This is a genomic window from Silvimonas terrae (assembly GCF_014202765.1).
GTDB lineage: Bacteria > Pseudomonadota > Gammaproteobacteria > Burkholderiales > Chitinibacteraceae > Silvimonas > Silvimonas terrae.
On the sequence record NZ_JACHHN010000004.1, the window covers coordinates 287,850 to 314,352 of the forward strand.

At 61.1% G+C, this 26,503-nt stretch carries 23 protein-coding genes; 8 read left to right on the forward strand and 15 right to left on the reverse strand.

Annotated features, from left to right (window positions below; genetic code table 11):
* Positions 1-11: 11 nt before the first annotated feature.
* From HNQ50_RS11415 to HNQ50_RS11435, 5 genes are all read right to left on the reverse strand, one after another.
* Entirely contained in the window at positions 12-401 is a 390-nt protein-coding gene (locus HNQ50_RS11415) for a DUF1987 domain-containing protein (protein WP_184100765.1), read from the reverse strand.
* 50 nt (positions 402-451) lie between these two features.
* Complete coding sequence (locus HNQ50_RS11420; RefSeq protein WP_184100767.1) at positions 452-1,009, reverse strand: SiaB family protein kinase; 558 nt, start codon at positions 1,007-1,009, stop codon at positions 452-454.
* Positions 1,010-1,105: 96 nt separating this feature from the next.
* Positions 1,106-2,353: a SpoIIE family protein phosphatase gene (locus tag HNQ50_RS11425; protein WP_184100770.1), complete on the reverse strand. Its 1,248-nt coding sequence runs from the start codon at positions 2,351-2,353 to the stop codon at positions 1,106-1,108.
* Positions 2,354-2,572: 219 nt separating this feature from the next.
* On the reverse strand, positions 2,573-3,337 hold the full coding sequence (locus tag HNQ50_RS11430; RefSeq protein WP_184100772.1) for an alpha/beta fold hydrolase: 765 nt from the start codon (positions 3,335-3,337) through the stop codon (positions 2,573-2,575).
* Positions 3,327-4,358 carry a M14 family zinc carboxypeptidase gene (locus HNQ50_RS11435; RefSeq protein WP_184100774.1) on the reverse strand — a complete coding sequence of 344 codons (1,032 nt, stop codon included), beginning with the start codon at positions 4,356-4,358 and terminating at the stop codon, positions 3,327-3,329. Before HNQ50_RS11435 ends, HNQ50_RS11430 begins: the two co-directional genes overlap by 11 nt.
* Positions 4,359-4,490: 132 nt before the next feature.
* Between HNQ50_RS11435 and HNQ50_RS11440 the strand changes: the two genes are divergently transcribed.
* The 4 genes from HNQ50_RS11440 (at position 4,491) to HNQ50_RS11455 (ending at position 7,955) form a co-directional block, all read left to right on the forward strand.
* Entirely contained in the window at positions 4,491-4,973 is a 483-nt protein-coding gene (locus tag HNQ50_RS11440) for a hypothetical protein (protein ID WP_184100776.1), read from the forward strand.
* Positions 4,974-5,220: 247 nt separating this feature from the next.
* Positions 5,221-5,556: a hypothetical protein gene (locus tag HNQ50_RS11445; protein WP_184100778.1), complete on the forward strand. Its 336-nt coding sequence runs from the start codon at positions 5,221-5,223 to the stop codon at positions 5,554-5,556.
* Positions 5,557-5,708: 152 nt separating this feature from the next.
* Complete coding sequence (bla, locus tag HNQ50_RS11450; protein ID WP_184100780.1) at positions 5,709-6,602, forward strand: class A beta-lactamase; 894 nt, start codon at positions 5,709-5,711, stop codon at positions 6,600-6,602.
* 1,176 nt (positions 6,603-7,778) lie between these two features.
* A complete protein-coding gene (locus HNQ50_RS11455) occupies positions 7,779-7,955 on the forward strand; it encodes a hypothetical protein (RefSeq protein ID WP_184100782.1) in 177 nt (58 codons plus the stop codon).
* 22 nt (positions 7,956-7,977) lie between these two features.
* Here HNQ50_RS11455 and HNQ50_RS11460 read toward each other — a convergent pair whose 3' ends face one another.
* Positions 7,978-8,577, reverse strand: coding sequence for a TetR/AcrR family transcriptional regulator (locus tag HNQ50_RS11460; protein ID WP_184100784.1), 600 nt, complete (start codon positions 8,575-8,577; stop codon positions 7,978-7,980).
* A 122-nt stretch (positions 8,578-8,699) separates the two neighbouring features.
* Between HNQ50_RS11460 and HNQ50_RS11465 the strand changes: the two genes are divergently transcribed.
* Positions 8,700-9,977, forward strand: coding sequence for an MFS transporter (locus HNQ50_RS11465; RefSeq protein WP_184100786.1), 1,278 nt, complete (start codon positions 8,700-8,702; stop codon positions 9,975-9,977).
* Positions 9,978-10,728: 751 nt separating this feature from the next.
* Here HNQ50_RS11465 and HNQ50_RS11470 read toward each other — a convergent pair.
* On the reverse strand, positions 10,729-11,490 hold the full coding sequence (locus HNQ50_RS11470) for a 3-oxoacyl-ACP reductase (protein ID WP_184100789.1): 762 nt from the start codon (positions 11,488-11,490) through the stop codon (positions 10,729-10,731).
* 140 nt (positions 11,491-11,630) lie between these two features.
* Between HNQ50_RS11470 and HNQ50_RS11475 the strand changes: the two genes are divergently transcribed.
* Both HNQ50_RS11475 and HNQ50_RS11480 read left to right on the forward strand, forming a co-directional pair.
* Entirely contained in the window at positions 11,631-11,825 is a 195-nt protein-coding gene (locus HNQ50_RS11475; protein WP_184100791.1) for a cysteine-rich CWC family protein, read from the forward strand.
* Between the two features lie 72 nt (positions 11,826-11,897).
* The gene (locus tag HNQ50_RS11480) at positions 11,898-12,611 is read left to right on the forward strand and encodes a glutathione binding-like protein (RefSeq protein ID WP_184100793.1); all 714 of its coding nucleotides are present in this window, start codon (positions 11,898-11,900) and stop codon (positions 12,609-12,611) included.
* 16 nt (positions 12,612-12,627) lie between these two features.
* Here HNQ50_RS11480 and HNQ50_RS11485 read toward each other — a convergent pair whose 3' ends face one another.
* The 5 genes from HNQ50_RS11485 to HNQ50_RS11505 all read right to left on the reverse strand — a co-directional run bounded on the left by HNQ50_RS11485 (position 12,628) and on the right by HNQ50_RS11505 (position 19,797).
* Entirely contained in the window at positions 12,628-13,509 is an 882-nt protein-coding gene (locus tag HNQ50_RS11485) for a phytanoyl-CoA dioxygenase family protein (protein ID WP_184100795.1), read from the reverse strand.
* A 42-nt stretch (positions 13,510-13,551) separates the two neighbouring features.
* Positions 13,552-14,871, reverse strand: coding sequence for a methyltransferase domain-containing protein (locus tag HNQ50_RS11490; RefSeq protein WP_184100797.1), 1,320 nt, complete (start codon positions 14,869-14,871; stop codon positions 13,552-13,554).
* 165 nt (positions 14,872-15,036) lie between these two features.
* Positions 15,037-15,840: a 2,5-didehydrogluconate reductase DkgB gene (gene dkgB, locus HNQ50_RS11495; RefSeq protein ID WP_184100799.1), complete on the reverse strand. Its 804-nt coding sequence runs from the start codon at positions 15,838-15,840 to the stop codon at positions 15,037-15,039.
* A gap of 778 nt (positions 15,841-16,618) precedes the next feature.
* Positions 16,619-18,235 (reverse strand): methyl-accepting chemotaxis protein, encoded by a 1,617-nt coding sequence (locus HNQ50_RS11500; protein WP_184100801.1) that lies wholly within the window; start codon positions 18,233-18,235, stop codon positions 16,619-16,621.
* A gap of 185 nt (positions 18,236-18,420) precedes the next feature.
* Positions 18,421-19,797, reverse strand: a complete 1,377-nt coding sequence (locus HNQ50_RS11505; protein ID WP_184100803.1) for a S41 family peptidase — start codon at positions 19,795-19,797, stop codon at positions 18,421-18,423.
* 166 nt (positions 19,798-19,963) lie between these two features.
* On the opposite strand from HNQ50_RS11505, the gene HNQ50_RS11510 reads away from it, so the two are divergent.
* Entirely contained in the window at positions 19,964-20,863 is a 900-nt protein-coding gene (locus tag HNQ50_RS11510) for a polysaccharide deacetylase family protein (RefSeq protein ID WP_184100805.1), read from the forward strand.
* A gap of 6 nt (positions 20,864-20,869) precedes the next feature.
* Here HNQ50_RS11510 and HNQ50_RS11515 read toward each other — a convergent pair whose 3' ends face one another.
* The 3 genes from HNQ50_RS11515 to HNQ50_RS11525 are packed head-to-tail and all read right to left on the reverse strand — an operon-like array spanning position 20,870 to position 26,330.
* Positions 20,870-22,261, reverse strand: coding sequence for an HdeD family acid-resistance protein (locus HNQ50_RS11515; protein WP_221303139.1), 1,392 nt, complete (start codon positions 22,259-22,261; stop codon positions 20,870-20,872).
* 49 nt (positions 22,262-22,310) lie between these two features.
* A complete protein-coding gene (locus tag HNQ50_RS11520; protein WP_184100807.1) occupies positions 22,311-23,090 on the reverse strand; it encodes an Lnb N-terminal periplasmic domain-containing protein in 780 nt (259 codons plus the stop codon).
* Positions 23,091-23,093: 3 nt separating this feature from the next.
* Entirely contained in the window at positions 23,094-26,330 is a 3,237-nt protein-coding gene (locus tag HNQ50_RS11525) for an autotransporter outer membrane beta-barrel domain-containing protein (RefSeq protein ID WP_184100809.1), read from the reverse strand.
* Positions 26,331-26,503: the final 173 nt, after the last annotated feature.

A 26,503-nucleotide genomic window follows, 5' to 3' on the forward strand; every position in this document is an offset into this window, starting at 1 on the left:
GGTGGTCAAGTTCAGACGCCAGACAATGCGTGGTCGTGGAAATCCAGCGCGCCGAAGTCGTCACGCAGTTCCTGACCAAACTCAAGAATGGTGTCGTCTTCTTCATCGTGATACCAGTTCAGGGTGACCACGTTGCCCATCATGGCGGCCTGGTTAAAGGCGTCAAACAGGTTGAACAACACTTTGGTGCTGGAGCTGTTGAAATACGCCAGCGCCACGTTGACCACAATGTGCTGGCCCTGGCAGCTGGCCAGCCAGCTACGCACCTGGCTGATCACGTCACTGTAAAAAGCAGCGGCGTTTTCCGGGTAAGACTCACCCTTGAGGCTCAGCACATGCTGGCTGAAGCGAAAATCAACCTCTGGCGAGGTTGGGGTGGCGGCAATGTAGAGATCATCCATATGTATTTCCTGTAGTGCGGTTGACCGGAAGTCCGTCTCAACGGTCGCGGTCAGATAATGGCCTTGATGTAGAACATGACGCGATCGGGCTCACCGGGCATCGGCACAAATTCAAATTCCAGCGGTTCGCTGGCATCGCGGGCCATGGTCAGAAAGCCCACGCCCGCGCCTTTGCTATCGACGGGCGACTCTGAGCGCAGCGCTTCTTTGTAGGCTTGTTTGATTTCTTCCAGCGTCATGGTACGCAAGGGTTCAATCTTCTGCCGCAAAGAGTCAGCCAGATCTTGTTTGATGGGGTTGGCGCACAACAGATAGTAGTGATCGTTGTCGATGCCAATGCACACAGAACCGTGGCGCACTTCGTGGTTATCCAGGTCTGGCGGGGTCAGCGCATCGTCCGAGTAATGGATGATGTTCTGCGCCATTTCCACAAACGAGGAAAACAACTTGCGCCGGGTTGGGCCGGCCATACCGGACACTTCAAGCCGCAATTTAAGCGCGTCGGCCATGGCGCCGACGATATGCTGCGAAAAATAACCCACGTAGTAAAAGATCACGTGGCGTTGCCGCGCTGCATCGCAGAAATCGCGGTATTGCTGGTAAATCATGGTGTGCTCCGACAACATTGTCCGTTTAAGGCTTGTTTACGTTCTGATGCGCGCAGGGTCAGCCAAGGCGAAACGATGCGCAGTAGAACGCAGGGTTCATGGTTTGGTGCCCGCAATACGGACACATAAACAAGTCAGGTCATCACGCCGCGTCTCGGCGGCCTGCCAGTTGGCAAATTCGGCCAGGATGGCATCGGTGATATAGCTGGCGCGCTCATGCCGGTGCGCCAGCAGCAAATCGCGGACGCGGCGTTTGCCAAAGGCAATGCTTTTCTTGCCCCCAATCTGGTCAATCAAGCCGTCCGTGGTCACAAACAACAGCGTGCCTTGCGGCAATTGCATCGTGCGGTTATGCCAGACGTAATCGGTGGCGCTATCCAGATAGCCGACGCCCACGCGATCGCCATCAATCATCTCAATCTGCGGGGCATCCGGGTACAGCACATACAGTGCGGTGCGGGCACCGGCAAAGGTCAGTGTCTGGGTGGCGTTGTCAAACCACAGGAACGCCGCATCCAGCCCGTCGTTGGAGCCGGTCTCCGAAGCGCGCTCGGTGGTCTGCCCCAGCATCTGTTTGATCCCACGGCTGACTTCCGCCAGTACCGCAGCCGGGTCGCGCGGGTTATGGCGCTCAATGGCTTGCGACAGCATCGAGGTCGAAATCAGCGTCATGAACGCGCCAGGCACGCCATGACCGGTACAGTCCGCCACCGCAGCAAACCAGCCATCGGCAAAGCGGGCAAAGTGGTAGAAGTCCCCACCGACCACATCACGCGGTTCCCAGATCAGGCTGGCGTCCGCCAGGGTATCGGCCAGCACGCTGCGCGACACCTGCAAAGTGGCGCGCTGGATCACGCTGGCGTAATCAATGCTGTGCATGATCTGGCGATTGCGCTCGGCCTGCATGTCGGCCACCACGCGCATCAGCTGCAAACCGTGGCCCACCCCGGCAAACTGGCCGTCACGGGTCAGGATAAAACCATCAGCCAGGGCTTTCTCGCCGTACTCCACGGCACGAAAAGTCAGGCTTTCAATGCCCAGCGTGTCTTCAACAATCAAGGGTTCCTTGTCCATGAAGGCAATACAGCTTTTCTTGCCGTACAGCTCACGGTGGAACGGCTTGGACATCTGGGACATAAAGATATTGCGGTTGATCAGCCCAATGGGCCGACCGTGTTCCAGTACCGGCAAGCTGACCAGTTCACGCTCGGCATTGAACACATCCAGCACGGACTGGTTGGTTTCTTCCGAGGTAATGGCAGTCATGGTCGCGCACAGATCCGCCGCCGACGGTTGGCGGAAACGTGGCAAAGAACCACGCGAAGCATTGAATTGTGCTTGCATCAGGTAACCCCTGGCGGGACGGGAATCAGCCATTTTTATCAGGAGATTATTAAATACTGATTACGAACTGATTTCTGTAACCGCTTTCCTTACAAATACAACACCGCAGCGCAACACAAAAAGGCGTTGATTGCAAAAGCAACTTTTGCCAGATGCAGCCAAAATAATGCCTTTGTCATTGGGTGTTTTTTTGACGATTTCGTTGCGCAGCCAGAAAGCTCACACGCTCAGGGAAGCCGTGTGCCACTGCACCACGGTTTGCGCCAGCCAGCAGGGATCATCCAGCGGCAGGTCATGCCCGGCATGGCCGTTGATCTGCAAGGGCCAGCCCGCTGCATACGCCAGTTGCGCAGAACAGAAGGGATCAACCAGTTGATCTTGCGCGCTGGTCACCACCAGTGTGGGGCATTGCGGCCACAAGGCCGGCGGAGCAAACCGTGCAGCAGCGTAAAGCTGACGTAACAGATTGATGGCGGAGACCGGGGCTTCTTGCTGCCACGCTTGCCAGTACGGCAGCGCTGCGGCACGCCGTTCCGGCAAATTGCTGGTCAGCGCCAGAATCAGCCGCTCCCGCTGCGACACGGAAGACCAGGCCAGGCTGAGCAGCGCCGGATAACGCTGCCAGCGCAAACGCCGCCAGAACGGGGCGATCCCGGCCAGACTGGTATTGACCAGCACCAGCCGCGCCACTTCATCCGGCAAATGTCCGGCCCAGTCCAGCGCCACCATGCCACCCAGCGACAACGCCAGCAGGTTGACCGGCCCCTGGTTCAGCACCGGCGCCAGTTGCGCTCTTAAATGATCGCGCTGGGTGCGGATGGAAGTACCGCTGGCTTGCTGCCACCAGCGCCCGTTGCCTGGCAAATCTGGCGTATGCACCGGTACGCCACCCAGCGCGACGGAAAGAATCTGCCCGAAATCCCCCCAGTGGCGCGCCTCCCGCCCCAAGCCGCGCAGCAAGACCCACGGGCGCTCAAGTGCCATTGCGATACCACAAATCCATGGCGTCACGCCGGTGCTTGAGGCTGCGGTGTTCACCCTCCAGCCAGCGATCTCCGCTACAGGCCAGCCGGGTCAGAAATTCCATAAACGCCAGATGCGTGCGCATGACGCGCTGCTGGCGGTGCGGTGCCAGCGGGTTAAACGCCCCCAGGCGCGACAGTAGTTGCCGTGGATTTTTGCGCACCCAGGTCCAGGAGCCCATTTCCAGCGTCAGCGGCAAAAACAGCTGCCCGGGTTGCTGGTTGCGCGTGCGCAAATACAGGTGATCCCACAGATCCCCATGGGTCAGGTACTGATGGCTTTGCGGCTCGAACACATAGCGGTGATGCGGGTAGGCCTGATCGAACAGCGTTTTGAGCGTGTAGATTTCTCCTACGCTATCTATCGGCAAGCGACTACCCGCCAGCGGAAACCAAATGCGGTCCCGCATGCCAAACCCGGAGTGGCAGTCGAGCATGATCGCTTGCCGCCGACCGGCGATCTCTTCTTCGACCACCTGGCACAGTGCCTGCGCCTCAGGCTGCATGGCTTCACTGACCGCGCCGCGATACCACGGCAGCCAGTTACCAATCCGGTGCCCGCCCAGCAAGTACGGGACATCTTCGGTGGCATCCAGCGGGGCGTTGCGCATCAGGTCCACACCGGCCGGATTGGCGCGCCGTCGTTGTAGCATGCCGCCAGGATTAACCAGTGGCATGAACACCAGCCGCACATGCTGGAGCTGCTGTTCCAGCATGCGATCCCACTGCAACCGGTTCAGGATGTTGTGCAGAAAGGTCAGTACCACCTGCGTGCCCACCCGCTCCAGCCCGTGCACGCCGCCAAAGAACCCCACCAGCGGCGCACAGGGGTCATCCGACCCCAGCCCGAGTACAAAAAGCGGCAGGCAGTACGGTGCGACGTGGACTTGCGCCACGGTACGCACATCTAACCGGCCCTGGCCCGCCTTGATGAGGCGTTCCAGCTGGGCCAGTTCTGGCAGGAGGTCGTAGAGTTTATTCACGGTGGCATGAGAAGGACTGGGCACAGCATAGTTCGCCCCTCTGGCAACCGGCGTGACGGTTTTATGACAACGTTGTTGCGCAGCCCTCCCGCCATCTGTTTTCCATGCAATCTGATACAAGGGGAACACACCATGGTTTCCGCCATTAACGCCGTCACCACAACCTTGCCGGCCGCCAGCATCACCACGGTGGACGAGACATCCACCGTCGCCTTGCAAGCGCAACTGGCGGCATTGCAGCAACAACTGGCTACCGCACAGCAAAGCGCAGATACGCTACAGGGCGCGCAACAGGTTCAGCTATTGCAAGCCCAGGTTGACGCTGTGCAGTCGCAGATCAACACCATTGACGCCAACAATGCGGCGGCCCAGGCCGCACAAGCTGCCCAGGCCAACGCGGCTAACCCGGCCACCGCGCAAGCCAGCGAAACCACCACTCAGACGCTGACCAACACCGTGGCGACCGAGCAGGCTGGCGTCACCCAGGCCACGACCCAGACCACGCAAACCACGCTCAACCAGCCGGTCAACACCACCAATCCGCCTGCCAACCCGGTAGAGCTGCCGCTGGCGCCGAGGGGCCCGCTGGGGACTGAGATCAACACCATTGTTTGACCTCGGAGACCACGCCTCCTTGCGGCTGGCCGCGAGTGTAAACACGTGCGTCAGACCGCATTGCGGGCCGGTTTTCGCGACCTTTTGTATCAAAACACCGTTCAACGGCACATTTTTGTATCTGGGGTGTATCTCTTGCTGACAGCCGCAATCGTCAGGTCCAGGCTGACGGCAGAAAGGTTCCTGGCACCATTGCGTCTACTCGCCGGGCACCTCTTTTCAAACCCGCATTCGAGAGGAACTGAACATGGTGACAGCAGTCAGCGCCGTATCGAGCACGTTGCCGTCCAGCAGCATCAGCGCAACCAGTGCCACATCCGCCAGTGCCTTGCAGGCTGAATTGGCATCTCTGGAACTGCAACTGGCTACCGCTGAACAAAGCGGCAGCACCTCGACGCAAAGCACACAGCAAGTTCAGGCTTTGCAACAAGAAATCCAGGCCGTCCAGCAAGAAATTGACTCGCTGAACAGCAGCAGCCAGAGCAGCAGCACCACCCAGACCGCAGCCAGCACGCCAAGCAGCACCCAGTTGCCGCTGGCCAGTAGTGGCAGCGTGGGTACGCAGGTCAACGCGCTGATCTGACGCACCCGGTCGGGTTTTGCTTTGCCCGGTTGGCCCGGGTTGATTGCGCACATGGCATGTGCAATGGGGTTGGCTATACTCCACAGGCCCGTCAGGGCTTATGTTTGTTGACCAACCGCGCCGTATCCGGCGCTTTGTGGAACCCCTCCCCCATGTCTCTTGAAGTATCCCGCCGCCAGTTGCTCACTGGCGCCGCTGCGCTATTTGCCTTGGCCCGCCTGCCGGCACTGGCTGCTGGCACCCCGGGCAGTAGCGACGAATTCACGCCCCGCTTTGCGGCCATCGAAACTCGCCTGGGCGGCCGCCTTGGTGTTTTTGCACTCGATACCGGCAGCGGTAAATACCTTGCCCACCGGGCCGATGAACGCTTCCCGATGTGCAGCACCTTCAAGTTGGTCCTCGCCGCCTGCGTACTGAGCCGCGTGGATGCCGGCGCAGAGTCACTCAACCGTCTCGTGCGCTATGGCAGTGCCGACCTGCTGAGCTACGCGCCGATCACCAAAGCCCACCTTGAATCCGGCATGACCGTGGCCGAACTATGCGCCGCCGCCCTGCAATACAGCGACAACACCGCCGCCAACCTGCTGCTGACCAGCATTGGCGGGCCGGCCAAACTTACCGCCTGGCTACGCACCCAGGGTGACAGCATGACCCGGCTGGATCGCAACGAACCCACGCTAAATACCGCTTTACCGGGTGATGAGCGCGATACCACCACACCGCAAGCCATGGTGGGCACGATGCGGCGTATTTTGCTGGAAGACAAAACCCTGAGTGCCTCCAGCCGCAATCAACTGGATACCTGGCTGGCCGGCAACACCACCGGCAACGCCAAACTGCGCGCCGGTTTGCCGGCTGGCTGGAAAGTGGGCGACAAGACAGGCTCTGGCGACAATGGCGCATCCAACGACATTGCCATTATTCGTCCGCCGCAACGGGCGGCGATTCTGGTGAGTTCTTATTGTGTGGGCTCTGGTGCGTCTGGCGATGCGATTAACGCCGCGCATGCGGAGGTGGGGCGGATTGTGGGGACGGTGTTTGGTTGAGGCTGTTGGTTGATGGGTGTGCCCGGGAGGGTTGGGTTGTCTGCCTGGCTGTTCTGGTGTCTTCTGATAAAAGGCCACTTCGTAGCCCGGATGGAGGCCATGCCCCTCGGTGAGCCCCCCCACAAAGCCATTGGATGTGCCGGATGACAGATGCAGCGGGGTGGCTGGGAACCCGGGGTGGCGGACGTGGTTCATGTTGTTGTGGGTGTTAGCGCCTTCGGCGCGGGTTTGAAATGCATTTGATACCGGCGGTGGCCGGAGCACCCTACTTTCTTTGCTTCGCCAAAGAAAGTAGGCAAAGAAAGGCGACCCCAGCCGGGCGGCCCTCCGGGCTTCCCTCGGTTGGTCGGGAGCCTAAGGTCTCCCTCCACGCCCTCGGCGCTGGGCTTTAACGGGGGAGGAAAGTCAAAAGCAGCGACAACACCAACAGCAACACCAACTGCCACTGCCACTGCCACTGCCACTGCCACTGCCACTGCCACTGCCACTGCCAATTCAACACGCACCCCACTGACTCGTCATTCCGGTCCTCGGCGGCCCCCTTGAGCCGGAATCCAGCGACGACGCGTGCATGCCCTCAGCTTAAATTCGGAGTCGTGGTCATCACCCACCGCAAGCAGCCCGTTGGGCTGCGGACTGGATTCCTGCCTCCGCAGGAATGACGACGTGATGAGCGAGGTGAACCACTCCTGCGGGCAGATGGTTTGCGGGGTTGGGGTTGGGGTGGCTTTGGCTTTTGATGTTGCCGTTGCTTTTGACTTACCTCCCCTCCGGCAGCGCCGAGCATCGCAGCGAAGTCCGGGGTTTCGGCGTAAGGGTGTTTGAGGGCGTAGCCCGAGTTCCCTGGAGCCAGCCGGACTTTGCGAGAAGCGCGGGGAACCCGAAGGGCGCTGCCGCAGGGGTCGCCTTTCTTTGGTTACTTTCTTTGGGGCCGCCGAGGTGGCGAAGCAAAGAAAGTGACGTGCTCCGGCCACCGCCGGTATCCAAAACCCCGCGCCAAAGGCGCTATCCCCCCCAAAGACCAGCCCCCCATTCACCAGCCAAATCTGGCTGATATCAGTCACTTAGCGTATGATTCGCCGCTGATATCGCGGTCCGCCTGGTCGGGCCGTTGTTTTTTAGCTGGCCGATTGCAGCAATACCCTGCGATGCGCCACAACCGACGCAGGAATCCACATGCCCATCAATCACTTCGACTTGCAGCGTCTTGCTGCCGTCCGCATCAAAGAAAGCATCAAGAAAAAGGGTTCGCCCGATCGTTTTGGCAAGGATTCGTCTGGCCAGAAAGACAAGGACGCCCGGCCTTCACTGTTGAACGGCTTGCTGAAAAAGCACGCAGACGAACAGAAATAAGCAGTACCTCTCAAGCGGCCGTTCAGGCCGCTTTGTTTATGGCGGCATCCATCACCGTGCGCGCCACTTGCGGCAAGATGGGCAACAGCGGGTTTCCTGGTGCGTAGGTCTGGCTGCCAGCGTAGGTTCCCTCTATCAACAGGGCCAGTGCAGCACCCAATGCAGCCGCATTTTGTGCCCCCGCGGCTGCCGCCAATTCTGTCAGCCGCGCCAATAAACCCGCCTTGTTCTGCGCCACCCGTTGCCGGGCAAAGTGTTCCCGATCCGGGTATTCCACGGCAATGTTTACAAACGGGCAGCCCCGATAGTTCTCTACCTGCGTGCGGCGGGACAAGTCGTCAAACAATTGCTCCAGCTGTTTGCGCGGCTGGCCCGGGTGCTGGTCCAGACTGCCGTTGATATAACGCCAGAACGTCTCGTCCCGTCTATCCAGATACTGCCGCAGCAGGTCGTCTTTGGATTCAAACTGCCGGTACAGGCTCATTTTGTTGACGCCCGCTTTCTTGACGATGGCGTCCACACCGCTGGTGCGCGACCCTTCGAAATAAAACAGTTCTTCCGCAGCATCCAGAATCTGGTTGCGGGCGGCGACACCGTCAGTCACTTTGCGGGTAGTGGTCATGGTCTGGTGTTCCGGTATTTGTTGTTGACAATGTTACCGCTCGGTAACTAATATCACAACCAACATGTTACCGATCGGTAACAACGACGAAAATACATACAGATCAACACCGGAGATGCGCCATGCAAACGGCCTCATGGGTAAAGAACCGTTTTCACTATGGCTGGATTACCCTGGCCGTGGTTTTTCTGATCATGCTGATCACCGCCGGCACGCGTGCCACGCCCAGCGTGATGATGGTGCCGCTGGAACATGATTTTGGCTGGAGCCGCGCCACGGTATCGGCCGCACTCTCCATCAACCTGGCGCTGTTTGGTCTGATGGGCCCGTTTGCCGCAGCGGCCATGCAGCGCTTTGGCGTGCGGCGCACGGTGATGAGTGCGCTGAGTGTTCTGGCAGTAGGCGTGGGTCTGTCCAGCCTGATGAGCCAGACCTGGCACATGATCCTGATCTGGGGCTTGCTGGTGGGTGCGGCCACCGGAGCCACCTCCATGACCTTGGGCGCAACGGTGGTCAACCGCTGGTTCAAGGAACGGCGCGGTTTTGCCATGGGTGTGCTGACCGCCAGTTCGGCCACCGGCCAGTTGTTGTTCCTGCCGCTGATGGCGGCCATTGTGGAGCGTTATGGCTGGCGGCCGATTGTGCTGCTGGTGGCCGGCGCGGCGGTCATTGCCATTCCGCTGGTGGCGTTCTTGCTGCCAGAGCGCCCCGCCAGCGTTGGTCTGCGCCCGTTTGGAGAATCGCCGGATGTGCCGCTGGATCACAGTGTGTCCCAGGCCAATCCGATCACCATCGCCTTTGCCGCCCTCAAAAAAGCCAGCGGTTCGCGCGATTTCTGGCTGTTGTTCCTGAGTTTCTTTATTTGCGGTGCCAGCACCAATGGCTATATCGGCACGCACTTCATTGCCATGTGCGGCGACTACGGCCTGTCTGAGGTCAAGGGGGCCAGCATTCTGGCCAGCATGGGCGTACTTGATCTGATCGGCACCACGTTTTCTGGCTGGCTGTCAGACCGTTTCAACAACCGCGTGCTCTTGTTCTGGTATTACGGCCTGCGCGGCCTGGCGCTGATCTTTTTGCCGTGGGCGTTTGGCATCCAGTATTTCGGCCTGCCTATCTTCGCCTTCTTTTATGGTCTGGACTGGGTCGCCACCGTGCCCCCCACCGTGCGCCTGACCACAGATGTGTTTGGTTCACGGGATGCGCCGGTGGTGTTTGGCTGGATTGTGGCCGGTCACCAGTTGGGTGCGGCATTTGCCGCGCTGGGGGCGGGCTTGCTGCGCAACAGTCTGGGGAGCTACACCGTGGCGACGATGATTTCCGGTGGGTTGTGTGTGGCGGGGGCGATTCTGGTATTGCGGATTCATCGCAAGCCGAAGTTGCAGGCGGCAATGGCGTAAAGGTTAGCAACCGCCAGGCAGGTGGGATGCTGGTTTGTTTGGGCCCGAGCAGCCGAGCCTGGCATCTCCACCTCGTCATTCCCGCGAAGGCGGGAATCCAGTCTGGAGCCGGAACGGCTCCGTTCTCTGGCGAGAACCACTACAGTTGGTAGCGCCTTACGGCGCGGTTGTGAAAAGCGTTTGATACCCGGGGTGCCGGGCCCACGTTCCTTTCTTTGCTTCGCCAAAGAATAGTAACCATGCCCCTTCCCCAAACTCGTCATTCCCGCGAAGGTGGGAATCCAGTCTGGAGCCGGAACAGCTCCGTTCTCTGGCGAGAACCACTACAGTTGTTAGTGCCTTGCGGCGCGGTTGTGAAAAGCGTTTGATACCCGGGGTGCCGGGCCCACGTTACTTTCTTTGCTTCGCCACCTCGGCGGCCCCAAAGAAAGTAACAAAAGAAAGGCGACCCCAGCCTGCCCCTTGGTGGGTACCCCCACAAAGGCGTTGGTGTACCAGATGACAGTTGCAGCGGGGTGGCGGCCCTCCGGGCTTCCCTCAGTCGGTCGGGAGCCTGGGGTCTCCCTCCCTCCTTCGGAGCTGGGCTTTAATGGGGAGGTAAGTCAAAAGCAACGGCAACCCCAACGGCAACGGCAACGGCAACGGCAACGGCAACGGCAACGGCAACGGCTCAATATCAAGCCTCAACGCTACTTCTAGCCCACAAAAAAGCCCGCATCATGCGGGCTTTTTTTTGGGGCCAGACTGGCTATCAATCCTTCACCAAACCACCATCCACCACCAGATTCTGCCCCGTCACCGCGCGGGACCACGGCGAGAGGAAGAACAGCACGGCGTCGGCAAATTCATCCGGCGTAGTCACGGAGCGCAGCGGCGTCAGGCCGGCGATGATGTCGAACACGGCTTCTGGCGTGGCGGCGCTGGCGTCAGTCGTGCGCAGCAAGCCGCCAGAGAGCATGTTGACGGTAATGCCGTCCGGGCCCAGGTCGTTGGCGGCGGTGCGGGTCAGCGACAGCAGCGCGGCCTTGGCGGCGGTGTAGTCGTGATACGGCACCACCGGGTTCTGAAACAGGTTAGTCCCGACGTTCACGACGCGGCCAAAGTGTTGTTCACGCATGCCAGGCAGGGCAGCCTGGATGGTGTTGAGCGCGCCCTTGATGGCGCCTTGCAGTTGCTGATCAAACCGCGCCCAGGAAATCTCACCGATTTTGGGGCGGGCATCGCCATCAAACTTGAAGTCCACCAGGGCATTGTTCACCACGCCGGTGATCGGCTTGCCGGTTTTTTCACGGGCGGTTTTGAACAGTTGCGCTACCTGGCCGGCATCGGTGATGTCTGCCTGAATGGCAATCGCCCGCTCACCCAGTTCAGCGGCAAGGGCATTGGCGGCGTCAGCACTTTGGTAGTAGTTGATGATCACGCCCGCGCCTTCGCGCGCCAGTGCGCGGGTGATCGACGCGCCCAGACCGCGTGCGCCGCCGGTCACCAATACCCATTGTTCAGACAGTTTCATGGCTCATCCTTGTGTGATTTGACCGCTACTTTACGGCAGATCGTCATATTGGTGGCAGTTCAACCATCGGCCTGCGCCGGTTTGCGGGCGACAAATCGCCGTGGCAAAGTAAACCTTCACCTCTTCTTGCCTGGTTCACCATGTCCCCCAGCCCGACCATTGATCCCACCCGATGCCCTGCCTGTGGCGCGCCCAATCTGTGCGCGGTGGCGCGGGGCGAAGACCCGGACACCTGCTGGTGCATGGTGGTCAAACCAGATGACGCCGCACCGGTTAAACCGGCCGGTGCAGCCAATCAATCCTGTTTGTGTCCGCGCTGCCTGACCGGGGCGTGAGTGCTCGCGGGCTCTGGTCTTGACGGGGTATCGCCCCTATCTAGAAGGGATATCCCCGCCAAGGACCCCGCCATGATCGACCTGTATTACTGGACTACGCCCAACGGCCACAAGATCACCCTCTTTCTGGAAGAAACCGGCCTACCCTACACGCTGCACCCGATCCATATCGGTAAGGGCGAGCAGTTTGCGCCGGATTTTCTGAAGATATCGCCCAACAATCGCATTCCGGCCATTGTGGACCAGCAGCCGGCAGACGGCGGCGCGCCGCTCTCTTTGTTTGAATCCGGGGCCATTCTGGAATACCTGGCGGATAAAACCGGCCAGTTCCTGCCGCAGCATGATTTGCGCGCCCGCTTTACCACACTGCAATGGCTGTACTGGCAAATGGGCGGCGTGGGCCCCATGGCGGGGCAGAACCACCATTTCAACCGCTACGCGCCAGAGCCGATCCCGTACGCCATCAACCGTTATGTCAAAGAGACCGCCCGGCTATACGGCGTGCTGGATAAACAACTGGCCACCAACGACTGGGTGGCCGGCGCGGATTATTCGATTGCCGATATGGCCATCTACCCGTGGGCCAAACTGTGGGAAGGTCAGCAACAGCGTATTGAAGACTTCCCGCACATGGCACGCTGGCTGGAGCGCATTGCCGCGCGCCCGGCGGTGCAACGCGCTTACGCCCTGGTAGACCAGATCAACACCGACCCCAAGGCGCTGATGACGGCAGAGGCACGCAAGCTGTTGTTTGGCATTGAGGCCAACAACCCGCCTGCGGACTAGCTGGACCAGGCAGCGCTTACGGTGCCAGGTTATCCGCCAGCCATGCCAGGCCGGCGTCATCCGGGTGATGATGCCGGTAGCGCTGAAATTGCGCGGCAATGATCAACAACCGGTCCGCAAACGTCGGCATGGCTGTTGGGTTAAGCCAGGGCTGGCTGAAGGCTTCGGTATCCGAGCGCTGGAACTCGGCACCAATCGAAATACGCGGCGGCACGTTACGCGGGGCACTGTGAGAGCCCCAGTGCAGCACCGCCTGGTTCCAGCCCAGCATGCTGCCGGCTGGCGCAGGCAAGGCGCGGATATCGTTGAGCTGGTACTGCATGCTCATCTCGTCCGGCGTGTTGTAGGTGGGGTCCCGATCGGCCGGCACCAGATACATGCAGCCATTGAGTGGCGTGGCGTCCGACAGGGGTAGCCAGATATTCAGAATGCGCGGGCGGCCGTCTTCAAACAGGGATATCCGGCCCCGGTCCCGATGGGGCTTCCAGCCGTGTTCATTCTGGGCCGGGTCGATATGCCAGGCCCACATATTGGGCAGCGTCACATAGTCATCGCCCAGAATGCGCGCCAGCAAGGGCCGCATCTTGACGTAGACCAGCCAGAATTCGTCATAGACAAAACCCAGCACCGGCGGAATCTGCATTTGTCGCAGGGTATGGATCAACGCCCCCATCCGGGCAATGGGCAATTGCCAGTCCACCGGGTCCGTCTGGAAATACCCTTCGCGAATGGTGCGCTCGTTCAGCGTGGCGAGTTGGGTTTCATCCAGTTCCAGCGCCGTTTGTGCTTGCCAGAAGTCCGCATCACCCACATGCAGCTCCGGCGCCAGTTGTTGCCAGAAAGCGGGGTCGCGCAGGCGCTCGACGGCAAAGCCGCCATAAAAGGATTGCTGATTCATCTTGGTTATTCTCGCCGGCCATGCGGCGCGGCATGGTTACGATCAGGGCTGGCGCGTGGCCACGACCACCCAGCCGGGGACGGGGCGACCGAACTCTTGCCGGACCACCTGCTGTTTGATCTGCTTAAGCACAAAGCCACTTTGCGCCAGCGTTTCGGTCAGATACTGATGCCCGTGGCCATAGCGGCCGCTGGGCAGCAGTTGAAAGTCGTGTTCCTGCATGGGGCCGTGCGTATTCTCGGCAGAGAACAGCAGCAGGCTGCCCGGTGACATGGCGCGATGCATGGCGGCAAACAGGGGCAACAGGTCGCCAAAATAGATCATCAAGTCCGCCGCACACACCAGGTCGAACCGTTCCGGAGTCTGGTCAAGCCAGGCGGTCAGTTCCGCCTGAATCAACTGGTCGTAGACCGCGCGGTGACGTGCTTGCTCCAGCATCTTGCCGGAGAGATCCACCCCGGTCAGCGCGCTGGCATAGCCACGCAAGAACGGCCCACACCAGCCGGTGCCACAGCCGGCGTCCAGCACGTGCCATTGGCGGCGCGGCGCGGCCAGTTGCGCCAGGGTATCGTCCAGCGCTTGCGGGATGGCATAGCCCAGTTGTTCCAGGCGGGCGTCGAACGTGGCGGCGTAATCATCAAAGGTAGACTGGACATAATCGTCGGCACAGCGACTGGGCACGTTCTCGCCCGAGCAGGCCGCCAGCAAGTGTGCGGCCGTCGGGTTGCCCGGTTCACGCGCCAGCCAGTCCCGGTAGACCTGGGCGGCGTCATGAATACGGCCCAGCCGGTAAAACGCAATGCCGCGCATGGCAGGGGGCTGGCCTTCTGCAGGCTTGAGCACGTAGGCGCGGCAAACATAACCGGCGCCTTCTTGTTCATGACCATGCCGCATCAACCAGTTGCCGTAGTTATCCAGCGCATCGATCTGATGCGGCGCCAGCGCCACGGCGCGTTCAAACGCCGGGCCGGCGTCGTTGTCGCGGCCAATGGCTTGCAACATGGCGCCGTAGTTATTCCAGTAGGTGGCATTGCTGCCATCGCGCTCGATCGCGGCCAGAAACTGTCCGGCGGCATCAAGCTGTGCACCTTGTCCGGCCAGCACATTGCCCAGATCGTTACGCCAGCCGGCGATATCCGGCATCTGCGTACAGGCATCGACCAGATAGCGCAGTGCTTCAGCACCGTTGCCTTGCTGGTGGCGCAAAATGCCCATGCCATGCAGCGCCAGCGCGTTGGCGCTGTGGGCCAGAATGGCTTGATAGGCCGCCTCCGCCTCAGCCAGGCGGCCATGAAGATGCAGGGTGATGGCTTGCTGCACAATCTGCGATTCGCTGGCAAATACGGCGTCGCGTTCGGTCATGGCCCCTGCCTTGAGAAATTCAAAAAGCCCGCCAACCGACGTAAAGCGTGGATGGGCGTGTTGGGTCTATCTTCCCATCAAATATGCCATTTGCGTGTATCCCGCATGTATCAAACGGAAAAAAGGCCACCGTTCGGGTGGCCTTGGGTCGTGCAGGCAATGCGATCAGTCCCAGGCGGGCGCCAGACCATTTGGGTTCACCAGCCGCTCGTTGCGGTCCAGTTCAGCGATGCGCGCCATATCGTCCAGGCTGAGCTTGAGCGTGGCCGCCTTCAGATTGCTGGCCAGGTTCTCCGGTTTGGTCGAAGACGGAATCACCGCGTAGCCCTGCCGGATGGCCCAGGCCAGCGCCACCTGCGCCGGAGTGGCGTTGTGGCTGGCGGCAATCTCGTTGATCACCGGGTCTTTGAGTACCGCGCCATAAGCCAGCGTCATGTACGAGGTGATATGAATGCCCTGGCTTTGCGCAAAATCGACCACCTTGCGGTTTTGCAACCACGGGCTCAGTTCAATCTGGTTGGTGGCAATCTCGCCTGCGCCTACGGCGGTAATGGCCTCCTGCATCAGCTTGATGGTGAAATTGGACACGCCAATCTGCCGCGTCAGCCCCTGGGCTTTGGCCTCGGCCAGCGCGCCCATGAACTCGGCCACCGGCACGGCGTTGTTGGGTGACGGCCAATGGATCAACAGCAGATCCACCTGATCGGTGCGCAGTTTGGTCAGGCTGTCTTTCAGGCTGGGAATCAGCTTCTGGCGGGAGAGATTGTCGGTCCAGATTTTGGTGGTGATGAAGAGTTCATCACGCGGCACGCCGCTAGCAGCAATGGCCTGGCCGACTTCGGCTTCATTGCCATAAATCTGCGCGGTATCAATGGCACGGTAACCGGCCGCCAGCCCGTCACTCACGGAATCGATGACGACCTGATCTTTCAGGCGGAAGGTGCCCAGACCGATTGCGGGGATGCTCATGGTGTTTCTCCAGATGTCTTGGTGGATGTGTGATCAGACATGCCTGACGACATGCAGTTGCCGTGCAGTATGGAGAAAAGCGGTTATTGCTTGAATGGGGTTTTTGTTGAAGGAATGTTGATTTTTGGTCAAGTAATGGAGTGAGCGTGGTGGGTTGCGACCTGGGTGGTTCTGGCTGGAAAAGGCCGCCGGCGGCGGCCCGCTGGATTCCCGCCTCCGCGGGAATGACGAAGTGGTGGGGTGATCGGACCAACCTTGCGTACAGAGGGTTTACGGGGTTGGGGTTGGGGTTGGGGTTGACGTACCTCCCCTTCGGCAGTGCCGAGCATCGCAGCGAGGGCCGGGGTTTCGGCGTAAGGGTATTTGAGCCCGCAGGGCGAGTTCCTGCCCCTTGGGGGTACCCCCACAAAGGTGATCATCTCAACGGATGACAGTGGCAGCGGGGCTGGAGCCAGCCGGACTTCGCGAGAAGCGCAGGGAACCCCGAAGGGGCGCTGTCGCAGGGGTCGCCTTTTCTTTGGGCACTTTCTTTGGGGCCGCCGAGGCTGGCGATCCAAAAGAAAGTGCCTTGCTGTCGGGCAACCCCCGACATGTCAAACACCGCGCCGTCAGGCGCTAACACGCAAACGTTGCAATGGTGGATTGTCGCTCACGCTCCGAATCCACCCTACCGCCAACATCGCAAAGGCCCCCTGCGGCGGCCGGCCTGGATTCCGGCCTTCGCCGGAATGACGAGGTTGTGAACACGCTGCCAGCAGCGTAACCCTGGTCTGAAAAATCAAACCCTGAACTGCCCCACCGAATCCTTCAGCCCCCGCATGATCTGGTCCAGCCGCTGGCTGGCCTCTGCCACCCGGCGGGCATTGCTGCTGTTTTGCTCGGCCATGTTGGCAATGTCTTCCACATGGCTGGCAATGGCATGGCTGGCGGAGCTTTGTTCGCGCAGCGCTTCGGAAATCTGGCTGGCCGAAGTCACTACCCGGCCGGCGTCGTCGCGGATGCTGGCAATGGCCGTGCTGGCTTCACCGGCCATTTGCACGCCAGTGGCCACCTCGGTCACCACCGAGCCCATACGCACGGTCGCTTCTTGCGAGGCCGCGCGGATCGCATCGATCTTGCCGCTGATTTCAGCCGTCGCCGTGCTGGTGCGTTCCGCCAGTTTGCGCACTTCATCCGCCACCACCGCAAAACCCCGGCCCGCTTCACCGGCACGCGCAGCCTCAATGGCGGCGTTCAGCGCCAGCAAATTGGTCTGGTCCGCCACTTCCCGGATCATCTGCATGATGCTGGCGATGCTGTCGGTCTGCTCACCCAGCGCGCCAATACTGGCGGCGGAGTTCGCCACAATGCCGGAAATATGATTGATCTTGTTGCTGGTGCTATCAATGATGCGGCTGCCTTCGCGCGCTTGATTGCCAGCCTCGCCGGACAGGCGACTGGCCTCGCCGGCGCTGTCAGCGACGACCGAGATACTGGTCGTCATCTCTTCAATAGCCGCCGCCATGGAGCGCGTGGCGTCAGACTGGCTGTCTGAACCACTGGCCACCTTGTTGGCGGCGTTGGCGACTTCCACCGTCAGATGGCCGGCTTCACCTGCGTTCTCATGAATCTGCCGGATCAGGCTGCGCAAGGAGTTGGCCATGCGCTGAATGCCGGCCAGCAAACTGCCTTCGTCCCGGGATTCCGTGCGTACTTCTGCTGAAAGATCGCCGGCCGCAATCCGCCGTACCACCTCACTGGCGTATGCCGGTTCTCCGCCCAGTTGCTTGAGCACGGAGCGCACCAGCACGCCGGCCACGACACCCAGGATCACCAGCACGATGACAATGTAAATCAGCTGTTTGAGGGTTTCTTCCCAGAACGCCGTGGTGATGTCATCAACATAAACGCCCGTCCCTACCACCAATTGCCAGTCGTCAAACGCGGCGGCGTAGCTGATCTTGGGCTTGGGTTCGGTGCTGCCCGGGCGCGGAAACGCGTAGCTGACAAAGCCGCCGCCATTGCGCGCAGCCTTGACCATTTCGGGCACAAACAGCACGCCGTCGGCATCAGCGACGTTGCTCATGTCCTTGTTCAAGAGTTTGGGGTTGGAGATAAACCGCTCAACGCTGTTGTAATCGAAGACAAAGAAGTAATCCTTGCCGTCGTTGTAGGTGGCGTTCTGGATCGCAATGCCCGCCGCGTGGATGGCCTGATCCCGGGTGAGTTTGCCGGCCAGTTCTTCACCGTGGTAGTACTTCATGATGCTGATGGCCGACTGCACCATGTGCTGCACTTGATTCTGCCGCGCCCCGATCATGCTGGAGCGCAAAGACAGCAGCCCCAGGCCAGAGATCAGAATCAGCCCAATCAGCATGCAACCCAGCAAAACCCGCATGCGCGCACGTATACCCATGCTATTGAACATGGTGAATCCCCCCAACTATTTGTGGTTGTGTCCGGCGCGCGCCGTTGTTGCGTCGCGCAATCCGGTCTATCGATAGCCCCGATCGATATATCGGCATTATGACGATGTTCTAGCGGTTCACCCGGCGCTATCCGGCAAACGGAGCAAAAAAGTGTTGCGGCAAACGTTGCGTATCAGGGGACGACAGCAGCAGGTGCCGAGGCCTGCGTTTTCAGCCAGGACAAGGCGGCTTGCAGGGTTGGGTCGGCGCCTTCTTCCAGCGCCGTGCGGGTCACGTTGATGGGGACATCCGGGATCACACCACGCCCTTCAATGCGTTCACCATTGGGCATGCGCATGTCTACCTCGCTAAAGGCCAGCGCGCCACCACCTGGCAGGGGGTCGTAATCAAAGAAACCCAGCAGGCAGCCGCAGCTGGTTTCGCCAAATACTTTGGCCCGACCGATCGATTGTGCGACCCCGGCCACCAGCTCTGCCGCGCTGGCAGAGTGCCGATCCAGCAAGATGGCCAGTGGCGCGGTCAGCGGGTGCGCATCGCCCTGCAAGACCGGGTTGGTATCCAGCAAAGAGAAGCCAAACAGGCGCACCGGCTGGTGGTCCCGCGTGATGACCTGGCCGCCTTTGACTTCGCCTTTGACAAAGCGCGCCAGCAAATCCAGCGCCATCAGGCCATCCCCGCCGCCATTGCTGCGCAGGTCGATCACAATGCCTGCGGCCTTGCTGCTGCCGGCTTGATCCAGCACGTGCATCAATTGCGGTTTGAGTTGCCGGTCAAATCCGGAAAAACGCACGTAGACGAGGTTGCCATTGAGGGTGTGCGAGATCAGCCACGGCGGCGCGGCAGCTTCTTCATCGGTCAGGGCCACGCTAAAGCGCGTGCCATCCGGCCGGGTAATGTCCAGCGTGCGCACCTTGCCGGCCGGCAGGCTATTGAGCGCGCGCAAGACATAGGCATCTCTGGACCATGTGGTTGAACCGCCGCGAACCTGACTGCGCTGCTGTTGCCACCAGGCCAGCGCGTCTTCGCCATCAATACCGGTCAACTCTTGTCCGGTGCGCACGCCCAGCAACGCGGCCTGCGACATTCCGCTCACGCCGTGAAAAACCAGATGCCCGCCCAGTTCATCCACCCCCAGACCCAAACCCGCTGATTTGTCGTTCTTGATCTGGGCATAGCGCGCCGGGTTTTCCACGCGGGTGTGGGCATCGTTCAACTCGCCCGTCATGTGATCCAGTTCTGCCCAGAAGCTGGCATCGTCCGGCGCGTTCAACACCTGCGCCCGGTAACGCTGACCCACCGCAGCCCAATCCACACCGTTGAAATCCGGGTCGACGTAACTGTCGTTGATGGTGTGCCAAACCTGGTCAAACGCGGCCTGGCGGTTCTGGGCGTCCAGCGTGTTGCTCACCGTCAGCCGGTCTATCTGGCGCGCCAGAATGCGGTGCGGGTCTACCACGGCACAACTGCTGAGCACCAGGGGCAACAGCAACAAGGACACAAGGCGGGACAACGGCACGGGCAGGCGTTCCAGGAGACCAAACCGGCCCATCTTAGGCGGCCTGACCGGCAAAGCCCAGCGTGGCGTTGTAAACGCCGTGGCCCGATCAGCCGTTGTTGGCCTTAGCCGCCGGGTGTCCGGTCCTGTATACCCGTTTGGCATAGCTGGGTATCATGCGCCGCGTTCCGGCCCTTTATGGCCGCCTTTGTGCAAGATCATGTTGACTCGACCAACCACCCGAACCCTTGTCCTGGCTGCACTGATCAGCCTGCTGGCCGCCTGTGCCAGCACCCCGCCGCCCCAGACCACGCCAGACATGGCCAGTCAGTTGCAACAGCGCGCGCCAATCCGCTTTTTACTGACCTTTGACGATGGGCCGGCACGCGGCAGCACCGATAACTCGTCGCTGCAGATTCTGCGCACGCTGGACCAGAACCCGGTGCAGCCTGGCATCAAGGCCGTGTTCTTTGCCCAGACCCGCTCCTGGCATGCGGGCGAGACCGAGGCCGGCCGCGCCATCTTGCGCCAGGAAGTGGCCGATGGGCAGGTACTGGGTTTTCATACCGCAACCCCGTTTCATGCCGATCATGCGCTGATGAAACCGCAGGATCTGGAAGCCTCGCTCAACAACGGCATTGCCGATCTGACCAGCCTGCGCGGCAGCGCGCCAGACCTGGTGCGACCGCCGTTCTGGGCCTATAACGCCCAGACCTTTGCGGCCTACCAGCAGCACGGTTTGCATATGTTGCTGACCGATCTCTCTGCCAACGACGGCAAGATTTACGGCTATCACATCAGCCTGCACCGCCGCGGCAACCTGCTGAACATGCTGGCCCACGTGCGGGACGAAATCCTGATCGGCAAGCTGCCGGTGGTGGACGGGGCCATTCCGGTCGTGGTGACCTTCCACGATATCAACGGTTATACGGCGGACCACATGGCCGAATACCTGCAGATCTTGATCGATACCGCACATGAATTGCAGATGCCCACCACCACCAGGCCGTTCTATGACGAGGCCGCGGCGGTAGATCGGGCCGCCGTGGCGCGCGCGGTAAAAGACGGTAGCGCGCCCAAAGAACTGCCTGGCGTATGGCAGTGGATCTGGGGCGAATAAGCCGCGCTATTGTCCGGCGCCTTCCCGTGCGGTTTGCGCTTCAGAACGCCAGCGCTTTCTGGAGCGCAGCATCCGCTTCACCGCAATCCGCGCCATTTTGAACCAGCCAAACGGCCGCGGATCGACCAGCATGCTCAGGGCACGGGCGTAATCCAGCGTCAGGCCCGGGGTCCAGGCCATGGTTTTGGCGCGTTTGCGAATTTGCGCCGCCACCCACAATTCTGGCGTCACCAGCAAACGCACAAACACCCGCCAGCCCCGGTCCTGCCCCCGGAAATGCCCCACTGAACCTTCTACCGCCGCTTCCAGTGCCTTGGCCACACTGCTGGAGCAATTGCGGCTGGTCAGGTTGTAGGTGGTGTTCTGGCGATATTCCGCCCAGAACCGCGCCAGCCGTGCCGGGCTGTAATTGCGGATGCGCACGCGCACGGTAGACGGGCACCAGGCTTGGGATTCCGTGACGTAATCGGGTTGGAACAAACCGGGCACGTCGTTCTCGCGCGTGGCGCGCAGAAGCCGGCCAAAGTCTTCTGGCGAGCGGTCAATCTCAACCCCAGGGTAGAGGCTGATGTAGATGCCTTCTGGCGACTCCAGCGCGGCGTGGCCGGTGGAGATCACGCCATTGGCATCGACCGCCGCGATATAGCGATCCACCAGCAAACGCCGCTGCGCCTGGGTACGGGCAGACCCCACCGGTGTCCAGACATGCACGGTCAATGCGCGTTCGGCTTCAGCCGGCGGACCATCCCACACCAGCGCGGCATCTGGCGGGATGTCCGGGTTGTAGTCTTGCCAGCGGGTGATGTCCGGCTGATCGAGCACAGCGCGCATAAACGCGCTATCCGGCATGCGGCGCACCCGGTAAGACAGTAAGAGCAAACCCCAGCCGCTGAAAAACAGCCCCAGCCCGATACAGTACGGCACGGTGCCGACGTAATGGGTGGGATAAGGCTGGTAGAAGAAAATGGCCAGCAAGACTTCAATCACCCCGGCGGTCAGCGCGGCTTTCCAGCGTGGATAGCGCACCACCCGGGCGGCAATGGATTGCAACAGGCCATCGGCCAGGAACAGCGTGCCAAAGATTATGGAGAGGATGAAATTGCCATGATGATGCCCCGCCAGGATCAACACGGCGGAGCCAATAAACGCCGCCGCTTTGACGTAGCGCAGCGCCTTTTGCCCGCCCATGCCGGTCCAGGCGACCGCCAGCGTGCCTACGCCATCCAGCAGTAAGAGCCAGGCAAAAAAGGCGATGGGGAAATAAATGGCGTTATCCAGGGCATCGATAAAAATCACCACCCCGGCAAGCAGCCAGAACCAGCCCAGCACCCGCAATACGCGCCAGCGCTTGCGCAGATAATCCACACCCAGTAGCAGCAAAATCAACCGCACCATCATCAAGGCTCACTCTTTGCAGGTCACCAACAGGCGGCCATCCCACGCCATACTACTTAACGCCAGACACGGGGTGGCGGATGGCATAAGAAAATGTCTCATCAATCACGGCATTGGGCGCACGCCGGATCAGGCTTTGCTGTTTGAGTTGGGCAAACGGGCGCGTTTGATCCAGTAAGCCCAGCTCCCAGGTGTAGGCGTCGGCATAGCCGCTGGCCAGGATTTTCCAGCTGTATTTGAAATGCGGTGCCAGCGCGCGGGCGTGGCGCAGGATATTGGTGGTGCAGTTGTTCAACAGCGTGTTGTAGAACTCGGCCTGCTGGTTCAGGTGATCCACCCGCCGCAGGTATTGCTCCAGCACCTGACGGCAGACGGCAGGGGATAGATCCAGCCGGTACAGATGCACCCGTTCCCGCCGGATATCCGTGCGCACGCCAATCAGGTCACGTTCATCGGCCACCACGTAAATCAGCGCGTAGGTGCGTAAAAAGCCGCGCCAGGTGGAATAAAACTGCCCTTGCTGGCGGCGGGTTTCAATCGACACCGCCAGATAGCGACCATCGGCAAAGCCAAAGCTGAGGAACACATGGGCAATGGACTCCCCTGCCCAGTGCGACACCACCAGATCAAGCGACTGCACGGTATCGAGCGCATACGTGGCGTCATACCAGGCCGGGATGGGGTCATCGCGGGTGCGATATCTGAAATTGCGCACGTCACGCAGGGTGACGCTGTCGCTCTGCCATTGCACCTGGGTGGTACGGGCGTATTCTGGCACCCAGTTGGCGTGTGTCGGTGGCGTTTTATGCAGGAACACCCGTTGCGACCCCATCCGTTACCAGTTCGCCGCCAGGCCAGCGTGCAAGGCGACGCCTTCCCGCTCACCCTGGGTGGCACGTTGATACTGACCATCCAGATACAGCATGGCCCGCGTATTGATACGGGTACTCAGGCCGGCCCCGGCCGTAATCCAGGTACGGGCAAAGTCCGCCGCAATATCGGTATTGCTGACCGTCACCGTGGGCGCGCCGCTAAAGTCATGCAGCAGGTTCAGCGCCAGCCACGGCTGACTGGCCCCGCCATCCGCATTGTTGAACGCCGGCAACAACCGCAGGCCCACGCGGCCACGCAGGCTGGTGTCCCGCGTGCTGTCGATGGTGGAAATACGGTCGGCAAATGCGTCCAGATGCAGATACTGGCCGGCCAGTTGCGCTTGCGGCTCCCAGCGCCAGCCCCCTGCCAGCGCAAAAGGCTGGCCGATTTCCACCGAAACGGCGGCCCCTTGGCCGTGTTGCGTGGCACTGATGTCCGTGGCATCGGTATAGGCGTTGTGCAAGAAACTGGCTTGCGCAACGACATCCAGATAACCCCCTGTGGCGCTGATACGGGTGTAATAACCGCCCAGGCTGGCGACCTCAAGATCATTGTGGCCGGTGTGCGTATCCAGCCCGGCGACATTGCCGCGCGCGGCATCGGATGCATCCATGTTGGCCCCGCCAAAACTGGCGAGGATGCCAACACGTTGCTCCACGCCAGAGGCCGACAAGGCTCGCCAGACCGATTTGCCAAACTGCGCCAGCCACAGTTGGTTGTCATAATCAAAGCGGTTGTCGCTGCTGGCGCGCAAATCCTGGCTGACCCAGCGGCCCCAGAGATCGTCCGCGCCGCTGGCCTGATCCGGGGCCGTGCTGTCCCCCACCCGTTCGTGCCAGTTGGCCAGATTGGCGTAACCAAATTCCCGATCCAGCCACGGACCACCACTGTATTGCACCACCGCCGGCCGCCAGGCGGCGACCGTTTGTTGCGCAACCGGAGCGGACACCGGAGTGGGAGGTGGGGGCGATGCCGGCAGGGTGGAGCGCAAGAACCAGCTATTGGCATCGGTCGGCCCGCCCTGGTACAGCAGATATTGGTATGCCCCGGCCTGCAAAGGCGTAACCAGGCTAAACGCGTTGGCTGCGCTGGCGTGCCCCAGTTGCACCAGCAAAATGCCATTGCCGGTGGTCAGCGCGCCGGAGCCGCCCTGGTTGGTCACCGCCAGCCGGGTTGAACCCGCCACGCTGCCACTGACTTGCAGCAGGTCTGCCGGGCTGTTGCTGCCAGCCAGTACGGTATTCATGTTGATCAGGCCACCGCCGCTCAGATTGCTCAATGCCAGCGTGGTAAAGGAACTGGCTGCCGTTTTGCGGCGCGCAACAGACTGGCTGGGCGTGACGGTGGCCAGAAACGTGAGCGTGCCGCCATTCAATTGCAGCGTGTCCAGCTGACTGTTGCCGGTGATGGTCCAGTTGCTGCTGGCATCCAGTGTCACTGCACTCAGGCCACGGGCAGCACCTTGCCAGTCACTGCCGTGCTGGAGCGTCAGGCTAGCCTGGTTGCCGCTGGTGGCACTCGCATCCCCACTCAGGCGGGTGGCGTCGGCCGTTACGCTGAGCTGGCTGGCGGTGCCCTCCACCTGCAGCAGCGATGCGCCAGCCAACGCGACCCCGTTTTGCAACAACACCTGGCCGCTGCCGCCGTTGCTGTAAATTAGTGCGCCACCGCTACCCAGGCTGCCCCCGCTGACGGTGATATTGCTGGGGGCGCCGGCGCCAGTCGGGCTGAGGTCCAGCGCGTGCAAGCCGGCGCTCAAGGTCACATTGTTCAGGGTGATGCTGCCACCATCGCTGGCGCTCGCGCCCACCCCGTTGGCGTTGGCTGCACTGATGTGGTCATGGTTCATCTGCATGACCGTGCCGTTGCCCTGGCTGACCAGCACCGATGCCGCACCGCTCACGCTGATGCTGCTATCGGTGCTGTTCACTTGCCCGCCGTTCTGCGCCATCACCCCTGGCGCATTCTGACCAGCCGTCCCGACTGTCGTGCCGCTGAGGGTGAGCGTACTGCCGCTGCCATCCACCAGCACCCCGGCAGCACTCGTGCCCAGCGTGGTAATGGCGCCCTGGCTCAGGCTGGCCTGGCCGCCCTGTTGCACCAGCAGGCCGGTGGCGTTGTTGCCTTTGGTGTTCAAGCTGCTGTTGCCCTGCATCTGCAAGACGCCCAGTTGATCCACCTCGGCCCCGGTAGCGCCGTCTCCCCAGGTGGTCACGCTGATATCTTGCGCTTGCAAGGTGCCGCTGAGGGTTGGGCCAAAGTATTGTTCGCTCGCCAGCAAGCCCTGGGCCCCTGCTCCGTGGGTAATCAGCGTGTCGCCATTCAGGGTAAGCAGCCCGCCATTGACCGCAGCAGCCGTCGCCAGTTGGCCCCAGGTGGTGACGGTATTGCGCGCGCTGTTGAGGGTGCCGCCGTTCTGGGCATACAGGGCGTATTCAAAATAGCCTTGGGCGGGATTGCTACTGCTGCCTTCGGTCACCGAACTGTCGCTCAGGTTGATGACGTTGCCGGTCTCAAAGGCTTTCACCACAGACGCGTTGAGCCCGGTCACGCTGACGTGACTGGCAGTGATGCTGCCATTGCCAGAGAGGGTTTCCGCCAGCATGGCGCTGGCATTGCCCCCGGTGCTGACGGTGCCCCCCGTCATGGTGATCTGCCCACCGCGCGCCGCGATACCAAAGCTGTCGTCATCGGCAGTGCTGACATTGGTGTTGTTGAGCGTCACCACCGCCCCGGAGAGTGCCGCCACGGCGTATTCATACTGGCCTGCGCCGGTCACGGTGGCGGTGTTCACTTGCAGCGTGACACCGCTGCCGCTTGCGGTGATGCCAACCGCCCGACCATTGATGCTGGCACCGCTGGCATCAATGACAATGGCCAGGTTGCTGATGCTGTTCTGGCCGCTGGTCGCGCTGACGGCCGCATTGGGGCCATGAACCCGCAACATGAAGGGGGAGGCTGCGCCCACGCCAGAGACACTGGCCGTCGCGGTGCTACTGCCCAGCAAAGAGACCACCGTGCCGGACGGCGGATCAAGATAACCGCCCAGATCACGGTTGATGATGAGCGACCCCCCCGCCTGCACCAGGTAGTTGTCGGTCGGCGTCACCGTGTTATCGACCGTCAACGTTTGACCATTGCTGACCGTCTGGTCAACCGCAAGCGCCGCCGAGGGCAAACCCGCCAGCGCAAGATGCAATGCACATCCCCGCCAGGGTATGGAGTCCGTGCGCAATCAGCCCTCCCGGATCGGCCTGGCCGCAGCACCATGCTGACCGGCCGCCTGTCATTGCAGTGTAGACAGCGCGCCGGCATCTACCGCCTTTTTGGATTGGGCGAGGGCTTGCTGCCGTTGGCGCGTGCATCCGGCTT